This is a genomic window from Streptomyces sp. GMY02, assembly GCF_019056675.1.
Taxonomy (GTDB): Bacteria; Actinomycetota; Actinomycetes; order Streptomycetales; family Streptomycetaceae; genus Streptomyces; species Streptomyces odonnellii.
Map to the genome: position 1 here is coordinate 4,753,656 of NZ_CP077658.1, position 21,491 is coordinate 4,775,146.

A 21,491-nucleotide genomic window follows, 5' to 3' on the forward strand; every position below is an offset into this window, starting at 1 on the left:
GCCTGTGGGCGTCTTGATGGTCCCGGCGCCGGATGCCGAGCCGTGGCCGACGCTGGGGCCGCAGGTCTGTGACCTGATCGAGGAGCGGGCCGTGCACGGGCCGGGCGCGCTGCGCGGCCGGCCCTACGTCCTCGATCCGGAGAAGCGGGCGCTGATCTACCGGTGGTACGAGGTGTACCCGCAGGGGCACCCGCGGGCCGGGAAGCGACGCTTCAAGCGCGTTGGGCTCAGCGTACGAAAAGGCACGGCCAAAACAGAGTTGGCCGCGGCGGTGGCGTTCGCCGAGCTGCACCCGGACGGACCGGTGCGGTGCGATGGCTTCGACGCGGACGGCGAGCCGGTCGGCGTACCGGTGTCGGACCCGTACATCCCGATGGTGGCGTACACCGAGGAGCAGACCGAAGAACTGGCGTACGGCGCGCTGTATGTGATGGTGACCGAGGGCCCGGACACCGACCTGTTCGACCCCGGCCTGGACCGCATCATGCGGTGGGACGGCAGGGGTCGGGCTGTCGCGCTGGCGTCCTCACCCGACAGCCGCGACGGCGCGAGGACGACGTTCCAGCACTTCGACGAGACCCACCGGTTCACCCTGCCCCGGCACCGGGATGCTCACGGCACGATGCTGGCGAACATCCCGAAGATCATGCTGTTCGACCCGTGGAGCCTGGAGACCACGACCACGTACACGCCCGGCGAGGACAGCGTCGCGCAGGGAACGCACGAGTTCGCCGAGCTGGTCGCGGCGGGCAAGTCGAAGGACCGGACCCTGTTCTTCTTCCACCGCGAGGCCACCCCGCGGCCGGACGAGGACCTGGACGACGAGGCGACGATCCGGGCCGCGGTCCGGGAGGCGTCGGGGCCGTCCATCGCGGCCTGGCCGGACTTCGAAGGCCAGACCGACGCGATCGTCTCCCTGTACAACGCGCCGGACACGGACCGGTCGTACTGGGAGCGCGTGTGGCTCAACCGCCGTGTACAGGCGGGCCGTCAGGCGTTCTCGGTCGAGCGGTGGGCGGAGCTGGCCCGGCCTGATCAGCCTCTGTCGGCCAAGGGCGAGAAGATCACGGTCGGTTTCGACGGGGCCCAGTTCCGGGACGCCACTGCGCTCGTCGCGACGGACCTGGCGACCGGCTTCCAGTGGCCGTTGGGCATCTGGGAGTGCCCGCCGGGGGCCAACGATCCGGGCGGGCCGGGCTGGAAGTGCCCCGAGGACGAGGTCGACGCCGTCCTCAGGGAGGCGTTCCGCACGTGGGACGTGGTCCGCCTGTACGCCGATCCGCCGTACTGGGAGGGAATGATCAGCCTGTGGAAGGGCCGGTGGGGCGACAAGCGCGTCATTGAGTGGTGGACGAACCGGCTCAAGGCGATGGCGTACTCGCTGAAGGCTTACCAGGGCGCCATGCAGTCCGGTGCCCTCTCCCACTCCGGTGACCGCGCCCTGGCCCGGCACGTGGGAAACGCCCGCAAGAAGGTCCTGAAGATGCTCGATGAGCAGGGCCAGCCCCTGTGGGTCATCGAGAAGGAACGGCACCAGTCGCCGCTGTCGATGGACGGCGCGATGGCCGGATGCCTCTCCTGGGAGGCATACCGGGACGCGATCGCCGCAGGCCTGAACAAGCCGAAGAAGAAGGCCGCGATGGTCGTGATGTAGGGAGGGGGACGGCCAGTGAACATGGAGGACCTGACCGAGGAGGACTGGGCAACGTACCTTTCCCGTACTCACGACCGTGAGCTGGGGGAACTCCAGAAGCTGAACGATCATTTCGAGGGTGAGCAGGAACTCTCGTACATGCACCCGGAGCTGCTGAAGGAGATCGGCGACCAGATCCGGCAGGTGGTCATCAACTGGCCCGAGCTGGTGGTCGAGGCGATCGAGGAGCGCCTCGATGTCGAGGGTTTCCGCTACGCCGACACGGACTCGGCTGATGACACGCTGTGGCGGATCTGGCAGGCGAACGGCATGGACGAGAAGTCGCAGCAGGCCCACACCGACGCCCTGGTGATGAAGCGCAGCTTTCTCGTTGTCGGGACCAACGCGAAGGCTGCTGATACGCCGCTGGTGACGGCGGAGTCGCCGCTCCAGATGTACGCCGATTTCGATCCGGCGACGCGGGAGATCCGGGCGGCGCTGAAGCGGTACAACGAGATCGATCCGCTGACCTCGGCGACCCGGGACCGGTACGCCACCCTGTACCGGCCCAACGCGACCGTGCACTTCAAGTCCGCCGGCCCGGGCACGTGGACGGTCATCGACCGGGATGACCACGGCTTGGGTGAGCCGCTGGTGGCGGTGCTGCCGAACCGGGGCCGTCTGCTGATCCCGGGCGGCAAGTCGGAGCTGAAGTCCGTGCTCCCGGTCTCGGACGCGGCGTGCAAGATCGCCACGGACATGATGGTCGGCGCCGAGTTCCACGCCCTGCCGCGCCGGGCCGCGTTCGGCTTCGACGAGGAAGACTTCGTTGACGTCAACGGCAAACAGCTCTCCGTGTGGTCCCGCCTGACCGGGCGGATCTGGTCGACGTCGAAGACCCGTAAGGAGGACGGCGCGGACGTCCTCCAGTTCCCTGCCGCGGACCTGAAGAACTTCCACGAGACGATCGAACTCCTCGCGCGCATCACGTCCTCGCTGGCCGCGCTCCCGCCGAACTACATGGGCCTGGTGGCCGATGACGCGGCGTCGGCGGATGCGATCCGCTCCCGAGAGACCCGTCTGATCAAGCGGTGCGAGCGCCGGCAGAAGCCGTTCGGCGGCGGGTACGAGCGGATGAACCGTCTGATCATGCGTCTGCTCGAAGGGGACTGGGATCCGCGGCTCCTGCGTCTGGAGACGATGTGGCGGGACCCGGCGACGCCGACGTTCGCGCAGAAGGCGGACGCCACGGTGAAGCTGGTGACTGCGGAGATCATCCCGCGCGAGCAGGCCCGTGAGGATCTCGGCTACACGGCCGGGCAGCGGGCCCGGATGCGGGAGATGGACCAGCGCGCCCTGGACCGGGCCATGGCCGGGGATCTCGCTGCCGACTACGGCCCGAAGCCCGAGCCGCCGGCCCCCGATCCGGCCCCTGTGCCCGCTGCGGCCTGAGTATGGAGGCCACCGAAGTGGCTCTGCGGCACTACCGGAGCCAGCAGCGGATCGTGCGGCGTGCCGCGGACCGCGTCCAGAGCTTGTGGCGCCAGCTCGACCCGCGCGACCTGGACGCGTCCTGGGCGGCCATCGCGCCTCTCCTCACGTCTGCTGTGGCCGACGGGCAGCGGGACGCGGCCGGCCAGGCCGACGGGTACGTGGCGGCTGTCCTCGCCGCAGACGGCGCCGACTCGGAGCCCGAGGGCACGGTCAGCCCTGCGGCTTTCGCCGGGACCGCAGCCGACGGGCGTCCCCTGCGGTCCCTGTTCTACGAGCCGCTCATCGATGTGAAGTGGAACCGGGCGCAAGGCGTGGCCGCCCGGGAGTCGCTGCTGTCGGGGCTGAACGCCCTGCTGAGAGCGGCAGCCACCGAGGCGGCCGACGCGGGCCGTACCGCTGCGGGGGCGTCGATCGCCGGGAACCGGACGATCCAGGGCTACATCCGGGTGGTGAACCCGCCCGCGTGTGCGCGGTGCATCATCCTCGCCGGGGTCGAGTACGGCTGGAACGCCGGTTTCCAGCGCCATCCGCGCTGTGACTGCGTCCACATGCCCGCCACCCTCATCGCCCGCGGGCGCCACCACCGCGGGGCGTTCAGTCCCAAGGCGTACTTCGACTCACTATCGGAGCGGGAACAGGCCCGGATCTTCACCCGGGATGGCGCCCAGGCCGTGCGGGACGGGGCGAGCCTCGCCAGCGTGGTCAACGCCCGGCGCGGCATGTACACGGCCGACGCCTACGGGCAGCGGGTGCGCGCCACCCGCGACAGCACGACCCGCCGCGGCGCCTTCTACCGGCAGGAACGCCAGCGCGCGATCCAGCGGGGCCTCATCCCGCGCTCCGGGCGCGGCTTCCGCCTCATGACCCCCCGGCTGCTGCCGGAGGAGATCTACCGACTCGCCGGCAGTCGCGCCGAGGCCATCGCCATGCTGCGGCGCTTCGGCTATCTGACCTGACCCCGGCGCAACGCCGACGGTCCCCACCTCCTGCAACGGGAGCACCAGTGAGCACACCACCCGACCCGACGAACCCGCCGGCCCCGGCTGCGGGCAACCCGCAGCCGCCGGCCGACCCGCCCACCCCGCCTACTCCTCCGGCGCCCCCGGCTTCACCGCCCGCCCCGGGCACCGACCCGGCAGGGCCCCCGGAGGGTGACCCGGCGCTCGGCCCGGCCGGGGAGAAGGCTCTGGCCGAATGGAAGAAGCGGGCCAAGGACGCCGAGCAGCAGAACAAGGACCAGGCGGCCCGGCTCAAGCAGTTCGAGGACCGCGACAAGACCGACGCGGAGCGCCAGGCGGACGCCCTCAAGGACGCACAGGCCCGGGCGGAGAGCGCGACCCGGCTGGCCGTGTCGGCGAAGGTCGAAGCGCTCGCCGCCGGCCGGTTCCAGGACCCCCTGGACGCGGTTGAGGCACTCAAGGACGGCTCGTACCTCACCGAGGCCGGGACGGTCGATCAGACCGCTATCCAGGCGGCCATCGACGACCTGCTGACCCGCAAGCCGCACTGGGCGGCGGCCGAGCCCGGCCCGCGGGTTCCGCGGCCGGACCCCTCGCAGGGGCCTCGCCCGGGCGGCACGCCCGGAGGCATCGACGAGCAGATCGCCGCAGCCAAGCAGAAGGGCGACTGGCGCACGGTCCTGTCCCTGGAAAACACCAAGCTCGGCACCGTCAAGAACTGATCACCTGGGCAGGCGCACGCCGTGCCCCGCACCCTAAGGAGCCCCCATGGCCGGGAGCATCACCGCCCTGGGCACGACGTACAACCTGCCCAACTACACCGGAGTTCTGCACCAACTCACCCCGGACGACACCCCGTTTTTCTCCGCGGTCGGCGGCCTGACCGGCGGCGGCCAGACCACCGCGAAGGAGTTCGAATGGCAGACCTTCGACCTTCGCTCCGCCGGTCAGAACACCGCCCTTGAGGGCCAGGACGCGCCCACCGACCAGGAGCGGGTCCGCGGGTCCGTCGACAACATCACGCAGATCCACCACGAGACCGTCGGCGTCTCGTACACCAAGCTGGCCGCGGTCGGTGCCCACTCCGGGCTGAACATCGAGGCGACCAACCCGGTCCGCAACGAACTGGACTGGCAGGTCGAGCAGATGCTCAAGCAGATGGTCCGGGACGTGGAGTGGTCCTTCATCAACGGCATCTACCAGAAGCCCTCTGACAACACCACGCCCCGCAAGACCCGTGGCATGGTCTCGGCCATCACCACCAACACAGCGAGCGCCGGAACCGCGCTCGGCTCCGCGGCGGGCGCCATCAGCACGGACGCGTTCACCCTGAACGCCCACGGCCTCGTCGCGAACGACCAGGTCACCCTGGACACCATCGCCAACCTGACCGGCATCAGCGCGGACACCCCGTACTTCGTGGTCGGCCCGACCACGAACACCTTCAAGCTGTCGCTGACCAAGGGCGGTACGGCCATCGACCTGGCCGGGGCCGACGGCACCGCGAACGTCACCAAGCTGGCCGCGGTCTCCAAGGCGGCCATCGACAGCCTGCTCCAGACCGTCTTCGACAACGGCGGAATCATGGAGTCCGAGACCGCCACCCTGGTTGTCGGTTCGACGTCCAAGCGGGGCGTCACCGACGCCTACGCCAACGCCTACGGCAAGTACACGGAGACCTCCCGCACCGTCGGCGGCGTCAACCTCCAGACGATCCAGACCGACTTCGGCGTCCTGAACATCATGCTCGACCGGCACATGCCGAGGCACAAGATCATGGTGGCCTCGCTGGAGGAGTGCACGCCGGTCTACCTGGAGACCCCGGGCAAGGGCCACTTCTTCGCCGAGCCGCTCGCCAAGACCGGCGCCAAGGAGCGCACCCAGCTCTACGGCGAGGTCGGCCTGAAGTACGGCAACGAGCGCAAGCACGGTCTGCTGACCGGCCTCGTCGCCAGCCTGTAAGGAAAGGGGGGCGTGGTGGCCCTGGCAACCCTGGACGACCTGGCCGACCGGCTCGGCCGCGACCTGACCGACGAGGAGCAGCGCCGCGCCACCGCCTGGCTCGACGACGCAACCGCCCTCATCCTCAAGCGGTTCCCCCAGTACGCGACCACACCGACGGCCATCTCCACGAAGGTCTGCTGCGCGATGGTGCTCCGGGTCCTGGGCAACCCGGAGGGCAAGCGGCAGGAGTCGATCGACGACTACTCGTACACCATCGACTCGTCCCGCTCACGGGGCGAGGTGTATCTGTCCGACGACGAGGTCGAGGAACTACGGCCGCCGAAGAAGACCGCGTTCAGCATCGTCCCCAGCGCCCCGTGCACTCCGGCGGCGACGTGATGGACGAGACCGTACTGACCCTGGGCCGGGCGGCAGCCGAGCGGCGGATGCACGACCAGGTCACCATCGCCTGGCCGGGCGAGGACGGATTCGACTGGGAGACCGGTACGGACACACGTGCCCCCGGCACCGTCCTCTACGAGGGCCGGGCCCGGATCAAGTCCGTGGCCCGGACCGGGGAAGAGGTCGAGGCGGGCGAGCAGAACGTGACGCTGCGGGAGTTCGTGGTGTCCGTGCCCTGGGCGACACCCCCGCCCACCCAGCGGATCGCCCCCGGCGCGGTCGTCACCGTGACCGTCTCACGGGACGCACGCTTCGTGGGCCTGACCCTCTGGGTCACCGGGGTCGAGTACGGGGACGCAGCCACGGCATGGCGGATCAGTGCGGAGGACCGGTCATGAGCGCAGACACCCGCGAACTCCACCAGCTCGCCAACGCCATGGCCTGGAACACGGGCGAGGCCGAGCGGCAGATGACGGGCATCGTCATGCGGGGCGCGCTGAACGTGAAGAACCAGTGGCGCGCCAACGCGCAGGCCAGCGCGGGCCGTCACGCCCGGCTCTACCCGTACAGCGTCTCCTACGACCCCCTGCCGATGCCCGGCGGTGCGTCGGCCGAGATCGGCCCCGACAAGGACAAGCCTCAGGGCGCGCTCGGCAACATCCTGGAATACGGGACCAGCCGCCAGGGCGGGCACAACGACGGCGGCCGGGCGCTGATCGCCGAACTGCCCCGCTTCGAGGCGCAGGTGGTGGCGCTGACCGTACGCCTGGGGCGGCTGTGACCACACCCCCGGACATCGGCCCCCACATCACCGCGGTGACCGAGGCCCTGACCGGTCAGGGCCTGGCGGTGGGCGAGGGCGGGGCGCCCGCCCCCGTGCCCGCCACCGGGATGTACGCCGCGGTGTACTTCGACCCGGGGCAGGTCACGGCGGAGTCGCTGGCCGACCGGCGCACGATGCTCGCCCTGGGCTTCCAGGTGACGTGCGTTGGCCCTACGCAGACGAAATGCCTGTGGGTGGCGCAGCGCGTTCGTGTCGCGCTCTTCGGGCGGCTCACCGTGGCGGGCCGGGCGACGTGGCGGCCCGAGGAGCTGGGCGGTCCGCCGGTCCAGCGCGACGATGAGGTCTCGCCGCCCCTCTTCTACCTGCCGGTGCAGTACCGGCTCCAGTCCACATCCTGACCGGGAGGTCCTCTCATGGCTGTCCTGACCCCGCAGGCCGTATCCCTGGCCGGCATCAATCCCACCTACGCCTCGGCGGCCGGTGGCGGCGACAAGGTCGCCCCCGGCGAGCGCACCTTCCTGCACGTCAAGAACGGCGCGGCCAGCCCGATCACGGTGACGCTGACCGCGACCGCGACGGTGCGCGGGCAGTCCGTCGCCAACCTGACCGTGTCCGTACCCGCTTCGGGTGAGCGGATGATCGGCCCGCTGCCGGGGGATCTCCTGGCGTCCCCGTCCGACGGCCTGGTGGCCATCGGCTACAGCTCCGCCACCACGGTCACGGTCGCCGCCCTGCGCATCTGACCGACCCCGCTCCACTCTCCGCCCGCCCCGTCAGGGGCTTTTTTCATGCCCCGAGGAGGGCTCTCATGGACCTCATCAGTGATGGCAAGACCCGGGTGGCCTGGGCCACCAGTCTCGCCAATCTCGCCGCTCCGGCCGTTGCCGAGTGCACCGCGGCGCAGGAGCTGACCGACCGGATCACCCCGGACGGTCTGCAAGTCGACCCCACGACCGCCGACGTCGACACCGGATCCCTCAAGTCGAAGTTCGACACCAAGGAAGTCGGCCGGGTCAGCTTCGAGACCCAGATCACATTCAAGCGGGGCGACACCCTGCAAGAGGACTGGCCCTACCAGAACCTCACCTACGGGGTGCACGGCGTCCTCATCGTCCGCCGCGGCATCGACGCCGAGACCGCGTGGGCGGCCGGGCAGCAGGTCGAGTGTTACCCGATGGTGTGCGGCGAGCGCGCGAACGTGAGCCCCGCCGCGAACGAGGTCATGAAGTTCATCAGCCCGGTGAAGGTCTACTCCCCGCCGGCGACGAACGCGGTGGTGGCTGCCTGATGCCGGACATCTCCGAGATCCTCAAGCGCGCCAAGCCGCGCGAGAAGAGTGTCTTCATGTGCCTGGCCGGTGATGTGATCGCTGAGATCGACCGGCTGGAGCGGGAGCTGGCCGGGCTGTCCGACACCTGGACGCCCGACTCCCTCGCCTCCTCAAACCCCGGCGAGAAGATCACCACGAAGATCAAGGCGCTCCGCGAGCAGATGAAGGCAGCCGAGACCGAGTTCCGGTTCCGTGCCATCGGCGCGCGAGCCTGGTCCGATCTCGTCGCCGCGCACCCGTCGAAGAACCCGAACGAGGGCTGGGACCCGGAAACGTTCCCGCGCGCGCTCGTATCCGTCTGCTGCGTCGACCCGGTGATGACACCGGAGCAGGTGGACGCCCTGTTCGAGGTCCTCAACGAAGGCCAGCGCTCCGATCTGATGCAGGCCGCCTACGACGTGAACGCCGAGGCCACCAGCATCCCTTTCTCTGTGAGCGCCTCCGCGATCTTCAGCTCCCTCACCGACGGGAAGTAGAGACCGCCCGCGCCTGGGGCGTCCCACGGTCCATCTTCCTGGGGCGCCCCATGCCGGGGCCGGGTGAGCCGCTCTGGCTCGACGAGGACCGGGCCTGGGCCCTCGCCCTCACCGAGGTCGAGGGCGACGTGTGCCCGGACTGCGGCCAGCCCTGGTCCGAGGCGTCAAAGATCGACAACGAGTACGCGTACACCGCCGAGGTGGTGCGCTGCCACGCGTGCCTTGCCGGGGCCCAAGCGGCGCACGCCCATCAGAAGCGAGGCGGTGACGCCCGCGGCATCCACGTCGCCATCAGCAAGAGGAGGTAGCCGTGGCTGTCCGTACTGTCCGCGTCGTCCTGACCGGCACCGTCACGCCGTACACCAACGCGATGCGCACCGCGGCCCGCACCACGACCGCGACCGCTCGGACAATCACGGCGACGATGCGTCAGACCTCGGTGCGGGTCCAGGCGTCGATGACCGCGATGGCCCGGGGCGCCCAGGCCCAGGCGGCGCGTGCCGGGATGGCGCTCCGGACGATGGCGGCGCGGGCAGGCGCGGACATGACCCGCCTGGCCGCACGCACCGCAGCGGCCACCCGGGCAGCCCTCGCCCCGGTCCCTGCTCTGGCGGCGCGGGCGGGCGCCGCGTTCACCCGGCTCGGCCAGCGGGGAACGGCAGCGATGACAGCGGTACGGGCGGCCTCGGCGCGGGCGGCGGCCGTCATCGGCACGGCCATGCCCGCAGCGGCGGTCCGGGCGGGCAACGCGGTCGTACGGGCTGGTGTCCGCGCGGGCGCCGCAGCCGGCACGGTGGCCTCGCGCTGGTCGACGGCCGCCGCCGCCCTGTCGGCCCGGTGGTCGGCTACGTGGGCATCGGTGTCGGCCGGCGGCGCGGCCGTGCGCGCCGGAGCGGGGGCGGCGGCCGGATGGGTGGCCGCCCGCTGGTCGGCGGCTGCTGGCGCCGTATCCGCCCGGTGGTCCGCCGCCAGTGCCGCGGTGACAGGTGCGATGACCGGAGCCCGGACTGCGGCTGGCGCCGCGGCTGGCGCGGTCGCGGCCCGCTGGACGGCCGCTGCCACAGCGGTTGGGCGCGCGTTCAGCGCGATGAGGCTGGCCGCGTTCGCCGCAGGGGCGGGCATGCTGGCCGCGGCAACGGGCGGCCGGAAGGCGCTGGAGGCCGCCCGCACGGCGTCACTGGGCCTGGTGGCCGCGTTCGGCTTGGCCGCGTTCGCTGCCGCCCGGTTTGAGAAGGGCATGTCCGAGGTCCGGGCGGTCACCGGCGGCTCGGCGGCCGACATGAAAGCTCTCTCCAACGCCGCGCTGGAGGCCGGGCAGGCCACCATCTACTCGGCGACGCAGGCCGCGAACGCGGAGGCGGAGCTGGCCCGTGCGGGCATCAGTACGGCGGACATCGTGGGCGGCGCTCTCAAGGGGTCCTTGGACCTGGCCGCGTCCGGGCAGCTCGAACTCGGCGAGTCCGCGATCATCAGCGCTCAGGCGATGAACGCCTTCAAGTTGGCGGGCGGCGACGTCGGGCACATCGCGGACGTCATCAGCGCGGGCGCGGGCAAGTCCGCGACGAACGTGCACGACATGGGCCAGGCGTTCCGGCAGGCCGCGCTCCTGTCGAGCCAGACGGGCCTGTCGCTGGAGCAGACCGTAGGCACCTTGGCCATGTTCGCGCAGAACGCGCTCACGGGGAGCGACGCGGGTACGTCGCTGAAGGTCATGCTTCAGCGCCTGGTGCCACAGTCCAAAGAGGCAGCGGCCATGATGGACAAGATCGGGTTCAGCGCCTACGACGCGCAGGGCAACTTCATCGGGCTGTCGGCGCTCGCGGCGAACATGAAGAGCAGCTTCGCAGGGCTCACCCCCGAGGCCCGCAATGCCGCGATGGCCACGATCTTCGGGTCGGACGCGGTGCGCGCCGCGACGATCCTGTACGAGGCCGGCGCCAGTGGCGTCGACTCCTGGGTGAAGGCCGTGGACGACTCCGGTTACGCCACCCGCGTCGCCGCGACGATGACCGACAACCTCGCGGGCGATGTGGAGCGGCTGGCGGGCGCGCTGGAGACGGCGCTCATCACCTCCGGTACATCCGCGAACTCCATGTTGCGGGACATGGCCCGGTGGCTGACCAACGTCGTCAACTGGTACTCCCAGCTCCCGCCCGGAGTGCAGTCCTCGGTCACCGCGATGACCGGGCTGATCGGTGTCGGGGGTCTCCTCGGCACGGCGATGCTGCTCCTGCTGCCCCGGATCATGACCGTCCGCCGGGAACTGGTCGCGCTCGGCGTCACCAGCGCCCGCACCCGAGCCGCGATGGGCGGGCTGGCACGGATCGGGGGTGTGGTCGCGGTCCTCGCGGCTGTCACCTACGGGGTGTCCGAGCTGAAGAAGGCGATGCGCGACGCCCCGCCCAGCACGGACAAGCTCGCCAACTCCCTGCTGGACTTCGGGAAGAAGGGCAAGGCGTCCGGCGAGATCGCGAAGGCGTTCGGAAAGGATCTCGGGCAGTTCGGCGAGGCCGTGAAGCAGATCGCGCACCCGGGTTTGCAGGACCGGCTCAACCACATCACCGAGTCGGTCAAGCTCCTTGATGACGCGGACCTCGGGTTCGGCGAGAAGACGATGGAGCTGGCCGAGGCGCGCGACCTGATCGGGAGCCTGGACCAAGCCCTCGCGCAACTGGTGCAGTCTGGTGCGCAGGACCAGGCCGCCGCCGCGTTCGACCGGTTCGCGGTCGAGGCGGAGAAGGGCGGCACGTCCGCCGAGAAGCTCCTGACCCTGCTGCCCGGCTACACCGATGCCCTGGCCGCCACGGACACCCAAGGCAAGCTGGCCGCGGGTTCCCAGGGCGAGTTGGGCAACGAGTTGGCGATGACCGCCGAGGAGATGGCCGACCAGAAGACGGCTGCCGAGGAACTCGCGGATTCCCTGAAGATCTTGAACGGCACGTCGATCGGTGCGGCGGAGGGCGAGATCTCCTTTCGTAGCAGCCTCGCGGACCTCACCGGAGCGGTGAAGGACAACGGGCGCAGCCTTGATGTCACCACGGAGAAGGGCCGCGCGGTCAAGGGCGCGTTCCTCGATGCGGCCAAGGCTGCGATGGCCCACGCCGAGGCTGTGTCTGAGCAGTCGGGCACGGTAGAGGCTGGCCAGGCCGTCCTGGAACAGGACATCGCCATCCTGAAGCGGACGATGGATCAGGCCGGGTTCACCGACAAGCAGATCCGGGAACTCACCGACGCCTACGCGCAGCTTCCCGGCACCGCCGAGACCGCGGTGACCTCACCGGGCGCGCGGAAGGCCGCGGCTGATCTCGCAGAGCTGCGCGAGCGGGTGATGGCGGTTCCTCCGGGGAAGACCATCACGGTCAAGGCTCCGACGGGCGCGGTAGTCAAGGCTCTGGAGGATGCCGGGTACAGCGTCAAGAAGATCCCGGGCACGAAGAACATCAGGATCACCGCGCCGACGGGTACGGCCATCGCCAACGCCCAGGCGCTGGCTCGTGCGTTGAATGGCCTCCGGGACAAGAACGTCACGATCACCTCCCACTACGTGAACCTGACCGAGAACCGTGTCATCAACACGGGCCAAGGCGGGCGCGGCCCCAATGCGCGAGCGAACGGCGGGATCATCCGCCGCTACGCTGCCGGCGGCGACGTGGTGCAGAGCTGGCCTGTTGGTGGCCCGATCTACGGGCCCGGCACGGGCACGTCGGACAGCATCCCCGCGCTGGTGTCCAACGGCGAGTACGTGGTGAAGGCCGCAGCGGTGCGGAAGTACGGCGTGGCCATGTTCGACCGGCTCAACGCCATGCGGTACGCCTCCGGCGGCGGGGTCGGCTTCACGTATACCCCGACCGGTCAGCCGGTCCTGGGCGGGCCGGGGGACGCGAAAGCCCGGTACGACAAGGAGGTCCAGGACCTCAAGGACGCCTGGGCGGAGCTGACCAAGGCCCTCGCAGACCAGAAGAAGAAGGCAGACGCGCTGCGCAAGGCCGAAGCCGATCTGGCCAAGGTCCGCAAGTCCAAGCCGACCGCCAAGCAGTTGGACGCGGCAAAGGACAAGGTCACCAACGCGCGCACCGCGAAGAGGACCGCGGACGCGACCGTGAACCGGGAGCGCTCCGACGTCTTCGCGGCCGACGCGGCACTGGGCGTGGCCAGGGGAGCGAAGGCGCCTACAGGCTTCAACCTGGCGGCGTACCAGAAGCAGCTCGGTGCCTCGGTGGCGGCGACGGAGAAGTGGCGCGCGAGCCTGGCGAAGATCGGCCGCAGAGGAGGGGCGGAGGTCCAGGCGCTGCTGGAAGCCATGGGCGAGGAGGGGTACGCCCTCGTCAACGCCCTCGCGGGTGCGAGCGACAAGCAGTTCAAGGACATCACCTCCAAGCTCCTGAAGACGGGCGAGGTCGCCAAGGCGTCTCTGGCCGACTTCACGAAGCAGCTCGGTGCGGCCACCCAGAGCAGCGGGCAGTTCGCCTCAGACCTTCAGGCGCTCGCCGCCCGCGGGTTCGGCGACCTAGCCCAAGCGCTCGCCGCCCAGGGCGACCAGGCCGCGATGGACCTGGCTCGGCAGGCCGTGACCGGCGGCGCGGCCGGCGCGGCGCAGGCCAACGCCGCGGTGAAGAACAGCGCCAAGACGCTCACGGGCGAGGACCTCGCGAACTCCCTCGTGCTGCTCACCACCCTGCGGTCCAAGCCGGGTGCGGGCTATGCCGAGCTGCTCGCGGCCGGCCTCGACACGGGGGTCATCCGGGCGCTGGTGCCGCGCATGATGGCGCAGATCAACGCCCTCCCGAGCGCCAACAAGAGCAAGTTCCTGTCCCAGTACGCCGGCCAGGGCGGCGCCACGGCAATGGCCCGGGGCGGGATCCTCACCCGGCCCACCACCGTGCTTGCCGCAGAGGCCGGGGACACCGAGGCGTGGATCCCGATCAACTCCTCGGGGCGGTCGCGGGCGCTGCTGGCCCGTACCGCGTCGGCGATGGGCTACCGGCTCACCCCGGCATCCCGGTACGGGGCGGCCCCGGCCGGCGGCCGGCAGGTGGTCCGCGAGGGGGACCGGATCAGCACCGTGAACCTGTACGGCGCGAAGCAGAGCAGCGCTGAGCAGGCGATGGATGTGGCCCGGCACATGCAGCTCATCGGCTGAGACAGGGGGACGGGATGTATGTGCCGGGTACGGACCTGGACGGCCTGCGGGCGGACCTCGGCAGTGTGCCGCTGGGCGGGGTGGACGAGGCCGGGGTTGCCTGGATCCTCCAGAGCATGGAGGGCTGGGACTCCTCGGACAGCCGGTCCGAGGTCCAGCAGCGCGAGGCCGACCACGGGGCCTGGTTCACCCCGGTCTACCTGTCCGAGCGGCCCGTCACCCTGGGGGGGCTGATCCTCGCCCCGGATCCCGCGGCGCTGGAGGCCGCGATGGAACGGGCCCGGGCCGCCGCGGCGCTCACGGACACCCTGCTGGTGGTCCACGAGTCCGTACCGAAGCAGTCTGTCGTACGGCGCTCGGGCCGGCCGGTGCTCCAGTACGTGACGGACACCACGGCCAGCTACAGCCTGATGGTGACCGCGGCCGACCCGCGCCGGTACAGCGTCACGGAGCAGGCGGGGAGCACGGGCCTGCCGATGACGAGTGGGGGCCTGGCCCCGCCCATCACCCCGCCCGTCACCGTCGCGGCCACCACGGTGGCCGGGCAGGTGGTCGCCGCCAACCAGGGCACAGTCGGGACCCGGCCGGTGCTGCGGATCGACGGGCCGGTCACCGATCCCACGGTGTTCGCGCAGTACCCGGACGGCACGGTGAAGCGGCTGGCGTACTCCGAGTCCATCGCGGACGGCGAGTACCTCACCATCGACGTCGATGCCAAGTCGGTGATCCTCAACGGCACGGCCAGCAGACGCCGCTACCTGTCCGCGCAGTGGCCCGAGATCCCTGCCGACGCCACGGTGACGTTCCTGTTCGCGGCCACCGGCTACAACTCCACCGCTCTGCTGACCGTCACCTGGCGCTCAGCCTGGCTCTGACCTGGAAGGAGACGTTCTGATGGCTGCTGTCGAACCTCTATGGATCAACGGGGTTGCGGTCGACGGCCTGCGGCTGCGGCGGTTCAACACTCTGATGAGCATGACCAACGGATCCCCGCTCGGCGCCCGGGCCGGAGTCCGTCCCGGCACCACCGGGTTCGGGGTCACGGTCGACGGGTCCACCATCAGCATCGGCGGCGGGTCCGCCTGGGTCTACGAGGCAGGACAGGGCCTGTACGGGGTGACCATGTCGGTCTCGACACGCACCCTGGACGCACCGCACGCCACCCTGCCCCGGATCGACCTGGTCTATCTCCGCGTGTGGGACAACTCCGTTGACGCGGGCGGTCTGAACGAGGGCGACTTTGTCTACCTGCCCGGGACTCCGTCGGTCACCCCCGTGGCGCCCACGCCGGCGGGGACGCAGATCTACATCCGGATCGCCACCATCACCGTGCCCGCCTCCGGTGGCGGCGCCCCCTCCGTGTCGCAGTCCGTCTTGCCGGTCACCGTCGCACCCGGCGGCATCCTGCCCGACCCCGCTGCCACCGGCTACTACGTCGGCCAGTACCGCGACAACGGCACAGGACTTCAGCGGTGGAACGGCTCCGCCTGGCGCACGGTCAGCCCGTCCAGCCCGGTCGTCAGCAACCAGGTGTCCATGCCCGGATCGTTCTCCACCGGGTCCTTCGTCGACTTCACCGCCTTGCAGTGGCCGCCGATCACCACCACGGTGCCTCCGAGCGGAATCGTCGCCATCAGCATCGGCGCGGCCGTCGCCAACACCGCCTCCGGCGCCGCTTCGGCGTGGGCCGCCTGGCGTGCCACCGGAGCCCTGACGCAGAGCGCGTCGGAGGCGAACGCCGTCTCCGCGGTGGGCTCGCGCACCTACGCCACCCGGCGTGTCATCGTCTCCGGCCTCACCCCCGGGGCCAGCCTGACGGTCACTCCGCAGTACCAGGTCAACTCATCCGGCACGGTCGGCGCGGTCACCCGCGTGTCCGATGGGCAGCTCAGTGTCGAACCGCTGGGTGCCGCATGACGGCGCCAGTTCCGCCGACCCTTCTCGCCGCGGGCCCGGGCGTCGCGGCGGAGCCCGTGGTCCTGGCCTGGTACGGGTGTGATCTGCGCACCGGGCAGATCATCGAGGACCTGCCCTCGCTCAAGCCCACCGGCCCCCTGTCCCGGCGGCTCGGCACCAGCACCAGCACCAGCTTTGAGCTGGCGCTCGGCGGGGCACCAGCAGGCTGGGAAGCGGCCACCGACCAGGGGCGCACACTCCTGGTGGCCGTCGATACGGTCACCGACCGGCCGGTGTGGTCCGGGATCGTCCTCACGCGCGAGGGCGGAACCGCGCAGACCGTCACCTTGGGAGCGGCCACGCCGGAGGCGTACCTGGACCGCCGCTACACCGGGGACCAGGTCCTGATCCAGCAGGACCAAGCCGCGGTCCTCGCCAGCCTCATGGGCGCGGCCCTCACCCAAGGGCCGCCGCTGGTCATGGACGCGCCCGCCACCGGCACCCTCATGGACTTCACGGTTCTGGACGGCGACGACCGGACGACCCTGTCCGCAGCGCAGGAGGTCATGGGCCTGGAAGGCGGCCCCGAGTGGACGATCGACACCGAATGGGAGGACGCCTCTCACACCGGCTTCGTGCTGCCGGTCCGCGTCCGTCCGAAGATCGGCGCCCAGAGCCCGGCCCCGGAGGCGACCTTCGACGCTCCCGGCTGCGTCACCTCGTACACGCTCGCCGAGTCGTACGAGTCAGGCAAAGGCGCCACCGTCGTGCTGGCGAGAGGCGAAGGCGAGGGCGAGTCCCGGCTGAGCAGCGCGCCGCGCATCGCCACCGATCTGGAAGCCACGGGCTGGCCCCGCTACGTGCACCGGTTCACTCCGGCCACAGGTATCACTGACCCCGACCAGCTCACCGCCCACGCCGCCCAGGCCCTCGCCCTCATGGCCACTGGAGCCAGGGTCTGGACCGTCGAGGCGGTGGCGTCGCGTGCGCCGCGCCTGGGCCGGGACTGGGGGCTGGGTGACACGGTCCGTATCGCGGTGGAGCACTCGCCCCGCCACCCCGAAGGCGCCGAGGCGGTCGCGCGCGCCTGGTCGTGGGAGCTGGACCCGGGCGCCGACCGTGTACGGCCGATCCTCATCGAGGAGGACTGACCCATGCCCACAGCGGCAGACCACCTGCCCGCAGGTCCCACCAGCCTGTCCCGCCGCCTGACCGCACTGGAGCGCGAGGTACGCGAACTGCGGGCGGCCCGCCGTGCCGCGCACACAGCCGTCGCGACCGGGGGGATCCGCCTGGTCGACGCCGCAGGGGACATCCTCGCCGAGCTGGTCGCCGACCGTAACGGATCCGCCGCGTTCGTCACCTACGACACCCGCTCGGGAGTCGAGTACTACGCCGCACTCGCCGCCGGCGACATCTCCTTCGGGATCAGCGGAGCGACGCGCACGGAGGACGAGGGCCGTCTCAGCTTCGCCGACGTCGGCGACGGCCGCTACGAGACCCTCCTGTCCTCCGGCGGCGCCGCCGGAGCCACCAAGAGCTTGCTCACCGCGTACTCCGCAACCGCCCCGGGCGCCGCGGACAGCCGCATCGACGTCACCACCGACCGGGTCGCTGTCAGCGGCCTGCTCACCGCGGCCAACATCGTCACGGGCTCGGCCGTCATCACCCCGAGCGCAGCCAACGTCCCGACCAGCGTGGCCGTCGGCGGCCTCAGCCTCCCCGGGACTGTCTTCATCGCCCTCGCCACAGCGGCCACGGCCGCACCCGGCAGCAACGTCACGGGTGTTGGTGTCACCGCCGCCACGGCGAGCGGATTCACCTTGTGGCTGACGCGCACCAACACGACCGCAACCACTGTGAACTGGATGGTGATCAGCAAATGAGCACACCCCCTGACCAGCCGGAACCGACCGACCCGCAGCCGGAACCGGACCCGCCCGTCTTCGAGCCAGCCCTCTACTACCGGGTCACCGCCCGCGACGTCACGCCGGCCTGCGTGAACTTCGAGAAGGTCTTCGTGATCGACCCCTGCTACTCCAACGGCGGGCATCCTCGCGTCGGCTGCGGCATGTGCGGCAAGGACATGGTGCTGCTCAGCGGCCAACTGCTCGACCCGCAGCCCGAAGTCTCCTGACCCACCCCAACCCCGAGCCCCGAGCCACCCGGCCGGGGCTCTCGTCATTTCTGGAGGACCGCATGGCGTATGACCTCAACATCGAGGCACGCTTCACCTACCATCCCCCGCAGCCCGGCCAGGTCGAGACGTACGAGCGGATCCGGGCCGGCGGCCGGGCCTTCGCCGAGCTGCTCGCCGAGCTGTGCCCCGCGAGCCCCGAGCTGACCCGCGCGGTCAACGCGGTCGACGACGCCGTGTTGCTCGCCAACGCGGCCGTCGCGCGCCACGACGACGGGCAGGAGGCGCCCGATGGCGACGCCACTCACCGCTGACCGGCTGCTCACCGCGCTTCGGGCCGAAGGCCTGAAGGTCGTCGAGGTCGACGGCTGGCGCACCCGGAACCGCAACCACAAGGGACCGTGGGGACCGGTCCACGGCGTGATGATCCACCACACCGTCACGAAGGGCACCGAGTCCAGCGTCCGCCTGTGCAAGGACGGGCACTCCGCCCTGCCCGGCCCGCTGTGCCACGGCGTCATCGACAAGGACGGCACGGTCTACCTCGTCGGCTACGGCCGCACCAACCACGCCGGGGCGGGGGACGACGACGTCCTGAACGCCGTCATCGCGGAATCCGCATTGCCCGCGGACAACGAGGCGAACACCGACGGGAATCGCCACTTCTACGGTTTCGAGTGCATCAACATGGGCGATGGGAAGGACCCGTGGCCCGAAGCCCAACTGGAGGCGATCGAGAAGGCCTCGGCCGCGATCTGCCGGGCGCACGGCTGGGACGCGGCTTCCGTGATCGGGCATCTGGAATGGCAGCCGGGGAAAGTCGACCCGCGTGGGTTCTCCATGGCGTCCATGCGGAACCGGATCGACGGCCGCCTTGACGCCCCGGTCCCGGGGAAGCCGAAGCCGCCGGCCAAGCCGAAGCCGCCGGCGAAGCCCGCCCCGCCGCCGGCGAAGCCCGCCCCCGGCCGGCGTTCCCGGGCCGCGGCTACTTCGGGCCGGGCCAGAACAACAGCTACGTCACCAAGCTCGGCGAGCAGCTCGTGAAGAAGGGGTTCGGCCGCTTCTACAAGGTCGGACCCGGGCCTCGCTGGGGCGACGCGGACCGCCAGGCGACCGCCGCGTTCCAGCGCTCCCACGCCCAGCTCACGGGCGACGCGGACGGGCTGCCCGGCCCGCTGACCTGGCACCTCCTCTTCGCCTGACCATGACGTGCGTAACGCACGCCCTGCCCTCCTGACCTGCACGAATGAAAGGCTCCATCATGTCCGACTTCCCTCTGCCCGACGTCGACACCGTCATCAAGTCCGCCCGGACCTACGCGCGTGACTTGACCGAGCGCGTCGCGACCAGCTTCCTCGGCGGTGTCATGAGCGGCATCGTCGTCACCCAGCCCCTCGACGCCAGCATGTGGTACGCCGCCCTGTCCGGCGGCGTCGCGGCCGTCGTCTCCCTTGCCAAGGGCCTCGCAGCCCGGCTGAAGGACGTCCGCAACTCGGCGTCCCTCGCGAGAGGAGTCTGAGTGGGCAAGACGGGTATCGCGGCCGTCGACGCCGCCGTGGTCTGGTCCGTCGCGGTCGTGGCCATCGCCGGGCTCGTCGGCCTGGTTGGGCGGGGGATTCTCCGGGCGGTGCGCGGAGTGGCCCGGGCAGCAACCCGGGTGGACCAGATCGCGGACGACTGGGCTGGCACTCCCGCGCGCCCCGGCGTCCCGGAGCGGCCGGGGGTGATGGAACGACTTGGCGGCATCGAGGACCGGACCACCTCCATCGACGACCGAATCACCTCTATCGATGCCAGGCTCACGTCGGTGGAGCACGAGCTGCACCCCAACTCCGGGACGTCCCTGCGCGATGCGGTCGATCGCGTGGACGTCGCCCTGAACGGATCCCCGCCACCACCGCCCTGATACACAGGCGCCCCGTCTCCTTCGGGAGGCGGGGCGCTTTCTGCTGTCTCCCCATCGATCACGGGGCGGTCGTACTCTGGCCGTACGCGAAGACAGACGAAGGGGCACCAGTGGATATCCCCGGAGACCTCAGCATCCCCGAAGACCTGAGCATCGGCGAACGAATCAAGGTCCTGCGCGAATCGCGGGGCATGTCGCGTACCGTGCTGGCGGGTCTGTGTGGTCGCGGATCGGACTGGCTCAAGAAGATCGAGTCCGGACAGCGGGACCTCGACTCGCACACTCTGCTCATGCGCCTCGCCGCCGCGCTTCAGCTTCCCGACTTGTCTTTGATCACGGGCGGGACACCCGAGATCGCGCAGCCCGTACCGCTCGGCCGCCTCACGCATCCCGGAATGCCGGCCATCTGGTCTGCCGTAATGAATCGCGTGATCGCCCTCCCGCAGCAGCAGTCCGTGTCTGTCGCCGCCCTTCAGGCACGCATCGATCAGGCGTGGCAGCTATGGCACACCTCCGGCCACCAACGCACGGAGGTCAGCGCACTTCTCCCCTCGCTCATCCGGGAAGCCGAGGGCGCTGCCCGCGCTCTTGAAGGCGACGACCGGCGGGCCGCGCATGTTGCCCTCTCTGACGTCTACCGGCTCACCGGCCAGGCGACCGCGTACGTAGCCCCCGCCGAACTGGCGTGGGTGGTGGCAGACCGGTCGCTGTCCGCGGCGCAGATGGCTGATCATCCAGCGGCCATAGCTGCGGCAGCGTGGAACATGGGCAACATCCTGCGGGAGACCGCGTATCCGGATGAGGCTCTTCGCGTAGTCACGGAGGCCGCCGACCTGATCCGCCCCCATCTCAGCACCGCGCCGGACGACTGGCGCGGGATTTATGGGGCACTTCAGCTCCACGCAGCGGTGACGAGCGCGAGGGACGGGCGGGACGGGGACGCGTGGCGATACTGGGACGCGGGCGACCAGGTGGCGAAGTCTCTCCCGATCTCGTACGTCCATCCGTCTACCGTCTTCGGGAGGGCGAATGTCGACTTCCACCAGGTCAGCGTGGAAGTAGACCTGAGGCATTCACGGCAGGCCCTCAATGTGGCTGACGACCTCGACCCTGACGTCATGCCGTCGTTGGAGCGGCGTGCCCGGCTGTGGGTGGAAGTCGCGCGCGGGCACATGCAGCGGGGGGACCGGACGGCAGCTCTGCACGTGATGCAGAAGGCGAGCAAGATCAGTATCGAGACCCTCGCGTACACCCCATCCGCGCGCACCGTCGCCTCGGACCTGTGGAGGCAGGCGCCCCGTTCCATGCGTGCGGAGACAGCACAACTGGCCGAGGCAGTCGGCGTCTCTACCGCCGGGTAAGAGGGGCGGAGTGGGGTGGGGGGACAATC

General features: G+C 70.6%; 23 protein-coding genes and 1 pseudogene. All 24 read left to right on the plus strand.

What is annotated here, in order from left to right; genetic code table 11:
• Positions 1-4: 4 nt before the first annotated feature.
• Positions 5-1,654: a terminase gene (locus tag KQY30_RS20095; protein ID WP_217308020.1), complete on the plus strand. Its 1,650-nt coding sequence runs from the start codon at positions 5-7 to the stop codon at positions 1,652-1,654.
• Between the two features lie 21 nt (positions 1,655-1,675).
• Positions 1,676-3,085, plus strand: coding sequence for a phage portal protein (locus tag KQY30_RS20100; protein ID WP_254407633.1), 1,410 nt, complete (start codon positions 1,676-1,678; stop codon positions 3,083-3,085).
• Positions 3,086-3,102: 17 nt separating this feature from the next.
• Entirely contained in the window at positions 3,103-4,083 is a 981-nt protein-coding gene (locus KQY30_RS20105) for a hypothetical protein (RefSeq protein WP_254407233.1), read from the plus strand.
• Positions 4,084-4,130: 47 nt separating this feature from the next.
• Positions 4,131-4,808: a hypothetical protein gene (locus tag KQY30_RS20110; RefSeq protein WP_217308023.1), complete on the plus strand. Its 678-nt coding sequence runs from the start codon at positions 4,131-4,133 to the stop codon at positions 4,806-4,808.
• A gap of 46 nt (positions 4,809-4,854) precedes the next feature.
• Positions 4,855-6,048, plus strand: coding sequence for a DUF5309 family protein (locus tag KQY30_RS20115; RefSeq protein WP_217308024.1), 1,194 nt, complete (start codon positions 4,855-4,857; stop codon positions 6,046-6,048).
• A gap of 12 nt (positions 6,049-6,060) precedes the next feature.
• Positions 6,061-6,429 (plus strand): Gp19/Gp15/Gp42 family protein, encoded by a 369-nt coding sequence (locus KQY30_RS20120; RefSeq protein ID WP_217308025.1) that lies wholly within the window; start codon positions 6,061-6,063, stop codon positions 6,427-6,429.
• Entirely contained in the window at positions 6,408-6,830 is a 423-nt protein-coding gene (locus KQY30_RS20125) for a DUF6093 family protein (protein WP_254407234.1), read from the plus strand. The genes KQY30_RS20120 and KQY30_RS20125 overlap by 22 nt, the downstream gene beginning before the upstream one ends.
• Positions 6,827-7,213: a hypothetical protein gene (locus KQY30_RS20130; protein WP_217308026.1), complete on the plus strand. Its 387-nt coding sequence runs from the start codon at positions 6,827-6,829 to the stop codon at positions 7,211-7,213. Before KQY30_RS20125 ends, KQY30_RS20130 begins: the two co-directional genes overlap by 4 nt.
• Positions 7,210-7,614, plus strand: a complete 405-nt coding sequence (locus KQY30_RS20135) for a hypothetical protein (protein ID WP_217308027.1) — start codon at positions 7,210-7,212, stop codon at positions 7,612-7,614. Before KQY30_RS20130 ends, KQY30_RS20135 begins: the two co-directional genes overlap by 4 nt.
• Positions 7,615-7,629: 15 nt before the next feature.
• Positions 7,630-7,959 carry a hypothetical protein gene (locus tag KQY30_RS20140; RefSeq protein ID WP_217308028.1) on the plus strand — a complete coding sequence of 110 codons (330 nt, stop codon included), beginning with the start codon at positions 7,630-7,632 and terminating at the stop codon, positions 7,957-7,959.
• Between the two features lie 65 nt (positions 7,960-8,024).
• Positions 8,025-8,504 carry a hypothetical protein gene (locus KQY30_RS20145; protein WP_217308029.1) on the plus strand — a complete coding sequence of 160 codons (480 nt, stop codon included), beginning with the start codon at positions 8,025-8,027 and terminating at the stop codon, positions 8,502-8,504.
• A complete protein-coding gene (locus KQY30_RS20150; RefSeq protein WP_217308030.1) occupies positions 8,504-9,022 on the plus strand; it encodes a hypothetical protein in 519 nt (172 codons plus the stop codon). Before KQY30_RS20145 ends, KQY30_RS20150 begins: the two co-directional genes overlap by 1 nt.
• Positions 9,023-9,072: 50 nt before the next feature.
• Positions 9,073-9,330: a hypothetical protein gene (locus KQY30_RS20155; protein WP_217308031.1), complete on the plus strand. Its 258-nt coding sequence runs from the start codon at positions 9,073-9,075 to the stop codon at positions 9,328-9,330.
• A gap of 2 nt (positions 9,331-9,332) precedes the next feature.
• Positions 9,333-14,162, plus strand: a complete 4,830-nt coding sequence (locus KQY30_RS20160; protein WP_217308032.1) for a phage tail tape measure protein — start codon at positions 9,333-9,335, stop codon at positions 14,160-14,162.
• Positions 14,163-14,176: 14 nt separating this feature from the next.
• Entirely contained in the window at positions 14,177-15,037 is an 861-nt protein-coding gene (locus KQY30_RS20165) for a phage tail family protein (RefSeq protein ID WP_217308033.1), read from the plus strand.
• A 19-nt stretch (positions 15,038-15,056) separates the two neighbouring features.
• Positions 15,057-16,079 carry a hypothetical protein gene (locus KQY30_RS20170; protein WP_217308034.1) on the plus strand — a complete coding sequence of 341 codons (1,023 nt, stop codon included), beginning with the start codon at positions 15,057-15,059 and terminating at the stop codon, positions 16,077-16,079.
• Entirely contained in the window at positions 16,076-17,209 is a 1,134-nt protein-coding gene (locus KQY30_RS20175) for a siphovirus ReqiPepy6 Gp37-like family protein (RefSeq protein WP_217308035.1), read from the plus strand. The genes KQY30_RS20170 and KQY30_RS20175 overlap by 4 nt, the downstream gene beginning before the upstream one ends.
• Positions 17,210-17,212: 3 nt before the next feature.
• Complete coding sequence (locus KQY30_RS20180; protein ID WP_217308036.1) at positions 17,213-17,944, plus strand: hypothetical protein; 732 nt, start codon at positions 17,213-17,215, stop codon at positions 17,942-17,944.
• Positions 17,941-18,195, plus strand: coding sequence for a hypothetical protein (locus tag KQY30_RS20185; protein ID WP_217308037.1), 255 nt, complete (start codon positions 17,941-17,943; stop codon positions 18,193-18,195). Before KQY30_RS20180 ends, KQY30_RS20185 begins: the two co-directional genes overlap by 4 nt.
• A gap of 62 nt (positions 18,196-18,257) precedes the next feature.
• Complete coding sequence (locus KQY30_RS20190; protein WP_217308038.1) at positions 18,258-18,509, plus strand: hypothetical protein; 252 nt, start codon at positions 18,258-18,260, stop codon at positions 18,507-18,509.
• A pseudogene (locus KQY30_RS20195) lies at positions 18,487-19,397 on the plus strand (peptidoglycan-binding protein). Before KQY30_RS20190 ends, KQY30_RS20195 begins: the two are co-directional and overlap by 23 nt.
• Before the next feature lie 59 nt (positions 19,398-19,456).
• The gene (locus KQY30_RS20200; protein WP_217308039.1) at positions 19,457-19,714 is read left to right on the plus strand and encodes a hypothetical protein; all 258 of its coding nucleotides are present in this window, start codon (positions 19,457-19,459) and stop codon (positions 19,712-19,714) included.
• Positions 19,715-20,101 carry a hypothetical protein gene (locus KQY30_RS20205; protein ID WP_217308040.1) on the plus strand — a complete coding sequence of 129 codons (387 nt, stop codon included), beginning with the start codon at positions 19,715-19,717 and terminating at the stop codon, positions 20,099-20,101.
• A gap of 110 nt (positions 20,102-20,211) precedes the next feature.
• A complete protein-coding gene (locus KQY30_RS20210) occupies positions 20,212-21,462 on the plus strand; it encodes a helix-turn-helix domain-containing protein (RefSeq protein WP_254407235.1) in 1,251 nt (416 codons plus the stop codon).
• Positions 21,463-21,491 lie beyond the last annotated feature (29 nt).

Coding starts and splice junctions, on each gene's coding strand:
- KQY30_RS20100 (WP_254407633.1), top strand. CDS start 1,676: ATGGAGGACCTGACCGAGGAGGACTGGGCAACGTACCTTTCCCGTACT.
- KQY30_RS20115 (WP_217308024.1), top strand. CDS start 4,855: ATGGCCGGGAGCATCACCGCCCTGGGCACGACGTACAACCTGCCCAAC.
- KQY30_RS20130 (WP_217308026.1), top strand. CDS start 6,827: ATGAGCGCAGACACCCGCGAACTCCACCAGCTCGCCAACGCCATGGCC.
- KQY30_RS20140 (WP_217308028.1), top strand. CDS start 7,630: ATGGCTGTCCTGACCCCGCAGGCCGTATCCCTGGCCGGCATCAATCCC.
- KQY30_RS20145 (WP_217308029.1), top strand. CDS start 8,025: ATGGACCTCATCAGTGATGGCAAGACCCGGGTGGCCTGGGCCACCAGT.
- KQY30_RS20150 (WP_217308030.1), top strand. CDS start 8,504: ATGCCGGACATCTCCGAGATCCTCAAGCGCGCCAAGCCGCGCGAGAAG.
- KQY30_RS20155 (WP_217308031.1), top strand. CDS start 9,073: ATGCCGGGGCCGGGTGAGCCGCTCTGGCTCGACGAGGACCGGGCCTGG.
- KQY30_RS20165 (WP_217308033.1), top strand. CDS start 14,177: ATGTATGTGCCGGGTACGGACCTGGACGGCCTGCGGGCGGACCTCGGC.
- KQY30_RS20170 (WP_217308034.1), top strand. CDS start 15,057: ATGGCTGCTGTCGAACCTCTATGGATCAACGGGGTTGCGGTCGACGGC.
- KQY30_RS20175 (WP_217308035.1), top strand. CDS start 16,076: ATGACGGCGCCAGTTCCGCCGACCCTTCTCGCCGCGGGCCCGGGCGTC.
- KQY30_RS20180 (WP_217308036.1), top strand. CDS start 17,213: ATGCCCACAGCGGCAGACCACCTGCCCGCAGGTCCCACCAGCCTGTCC.
- KQY30_RS20185 (WP_217308037.1), top strand. CDS start 17,941: ATGAGCACACCCCCTGACCAGCCGGAACCGACCGACCCGCAGCCGGAA.
- KQY30_RS20190 (WP_217308038.1), top strand. CDS start 18,258: ATGGCGTATGACCTCAACATCGAGGCACGCTTCACCTACCATCCCCCG.
- KQY30_RS20200 (WP_217308039.1), top strand. CDS start 19,457: ATGTCCGACTTCCCTCTGCCCGACGTCGACACCGTCATCAAGTCCGCC.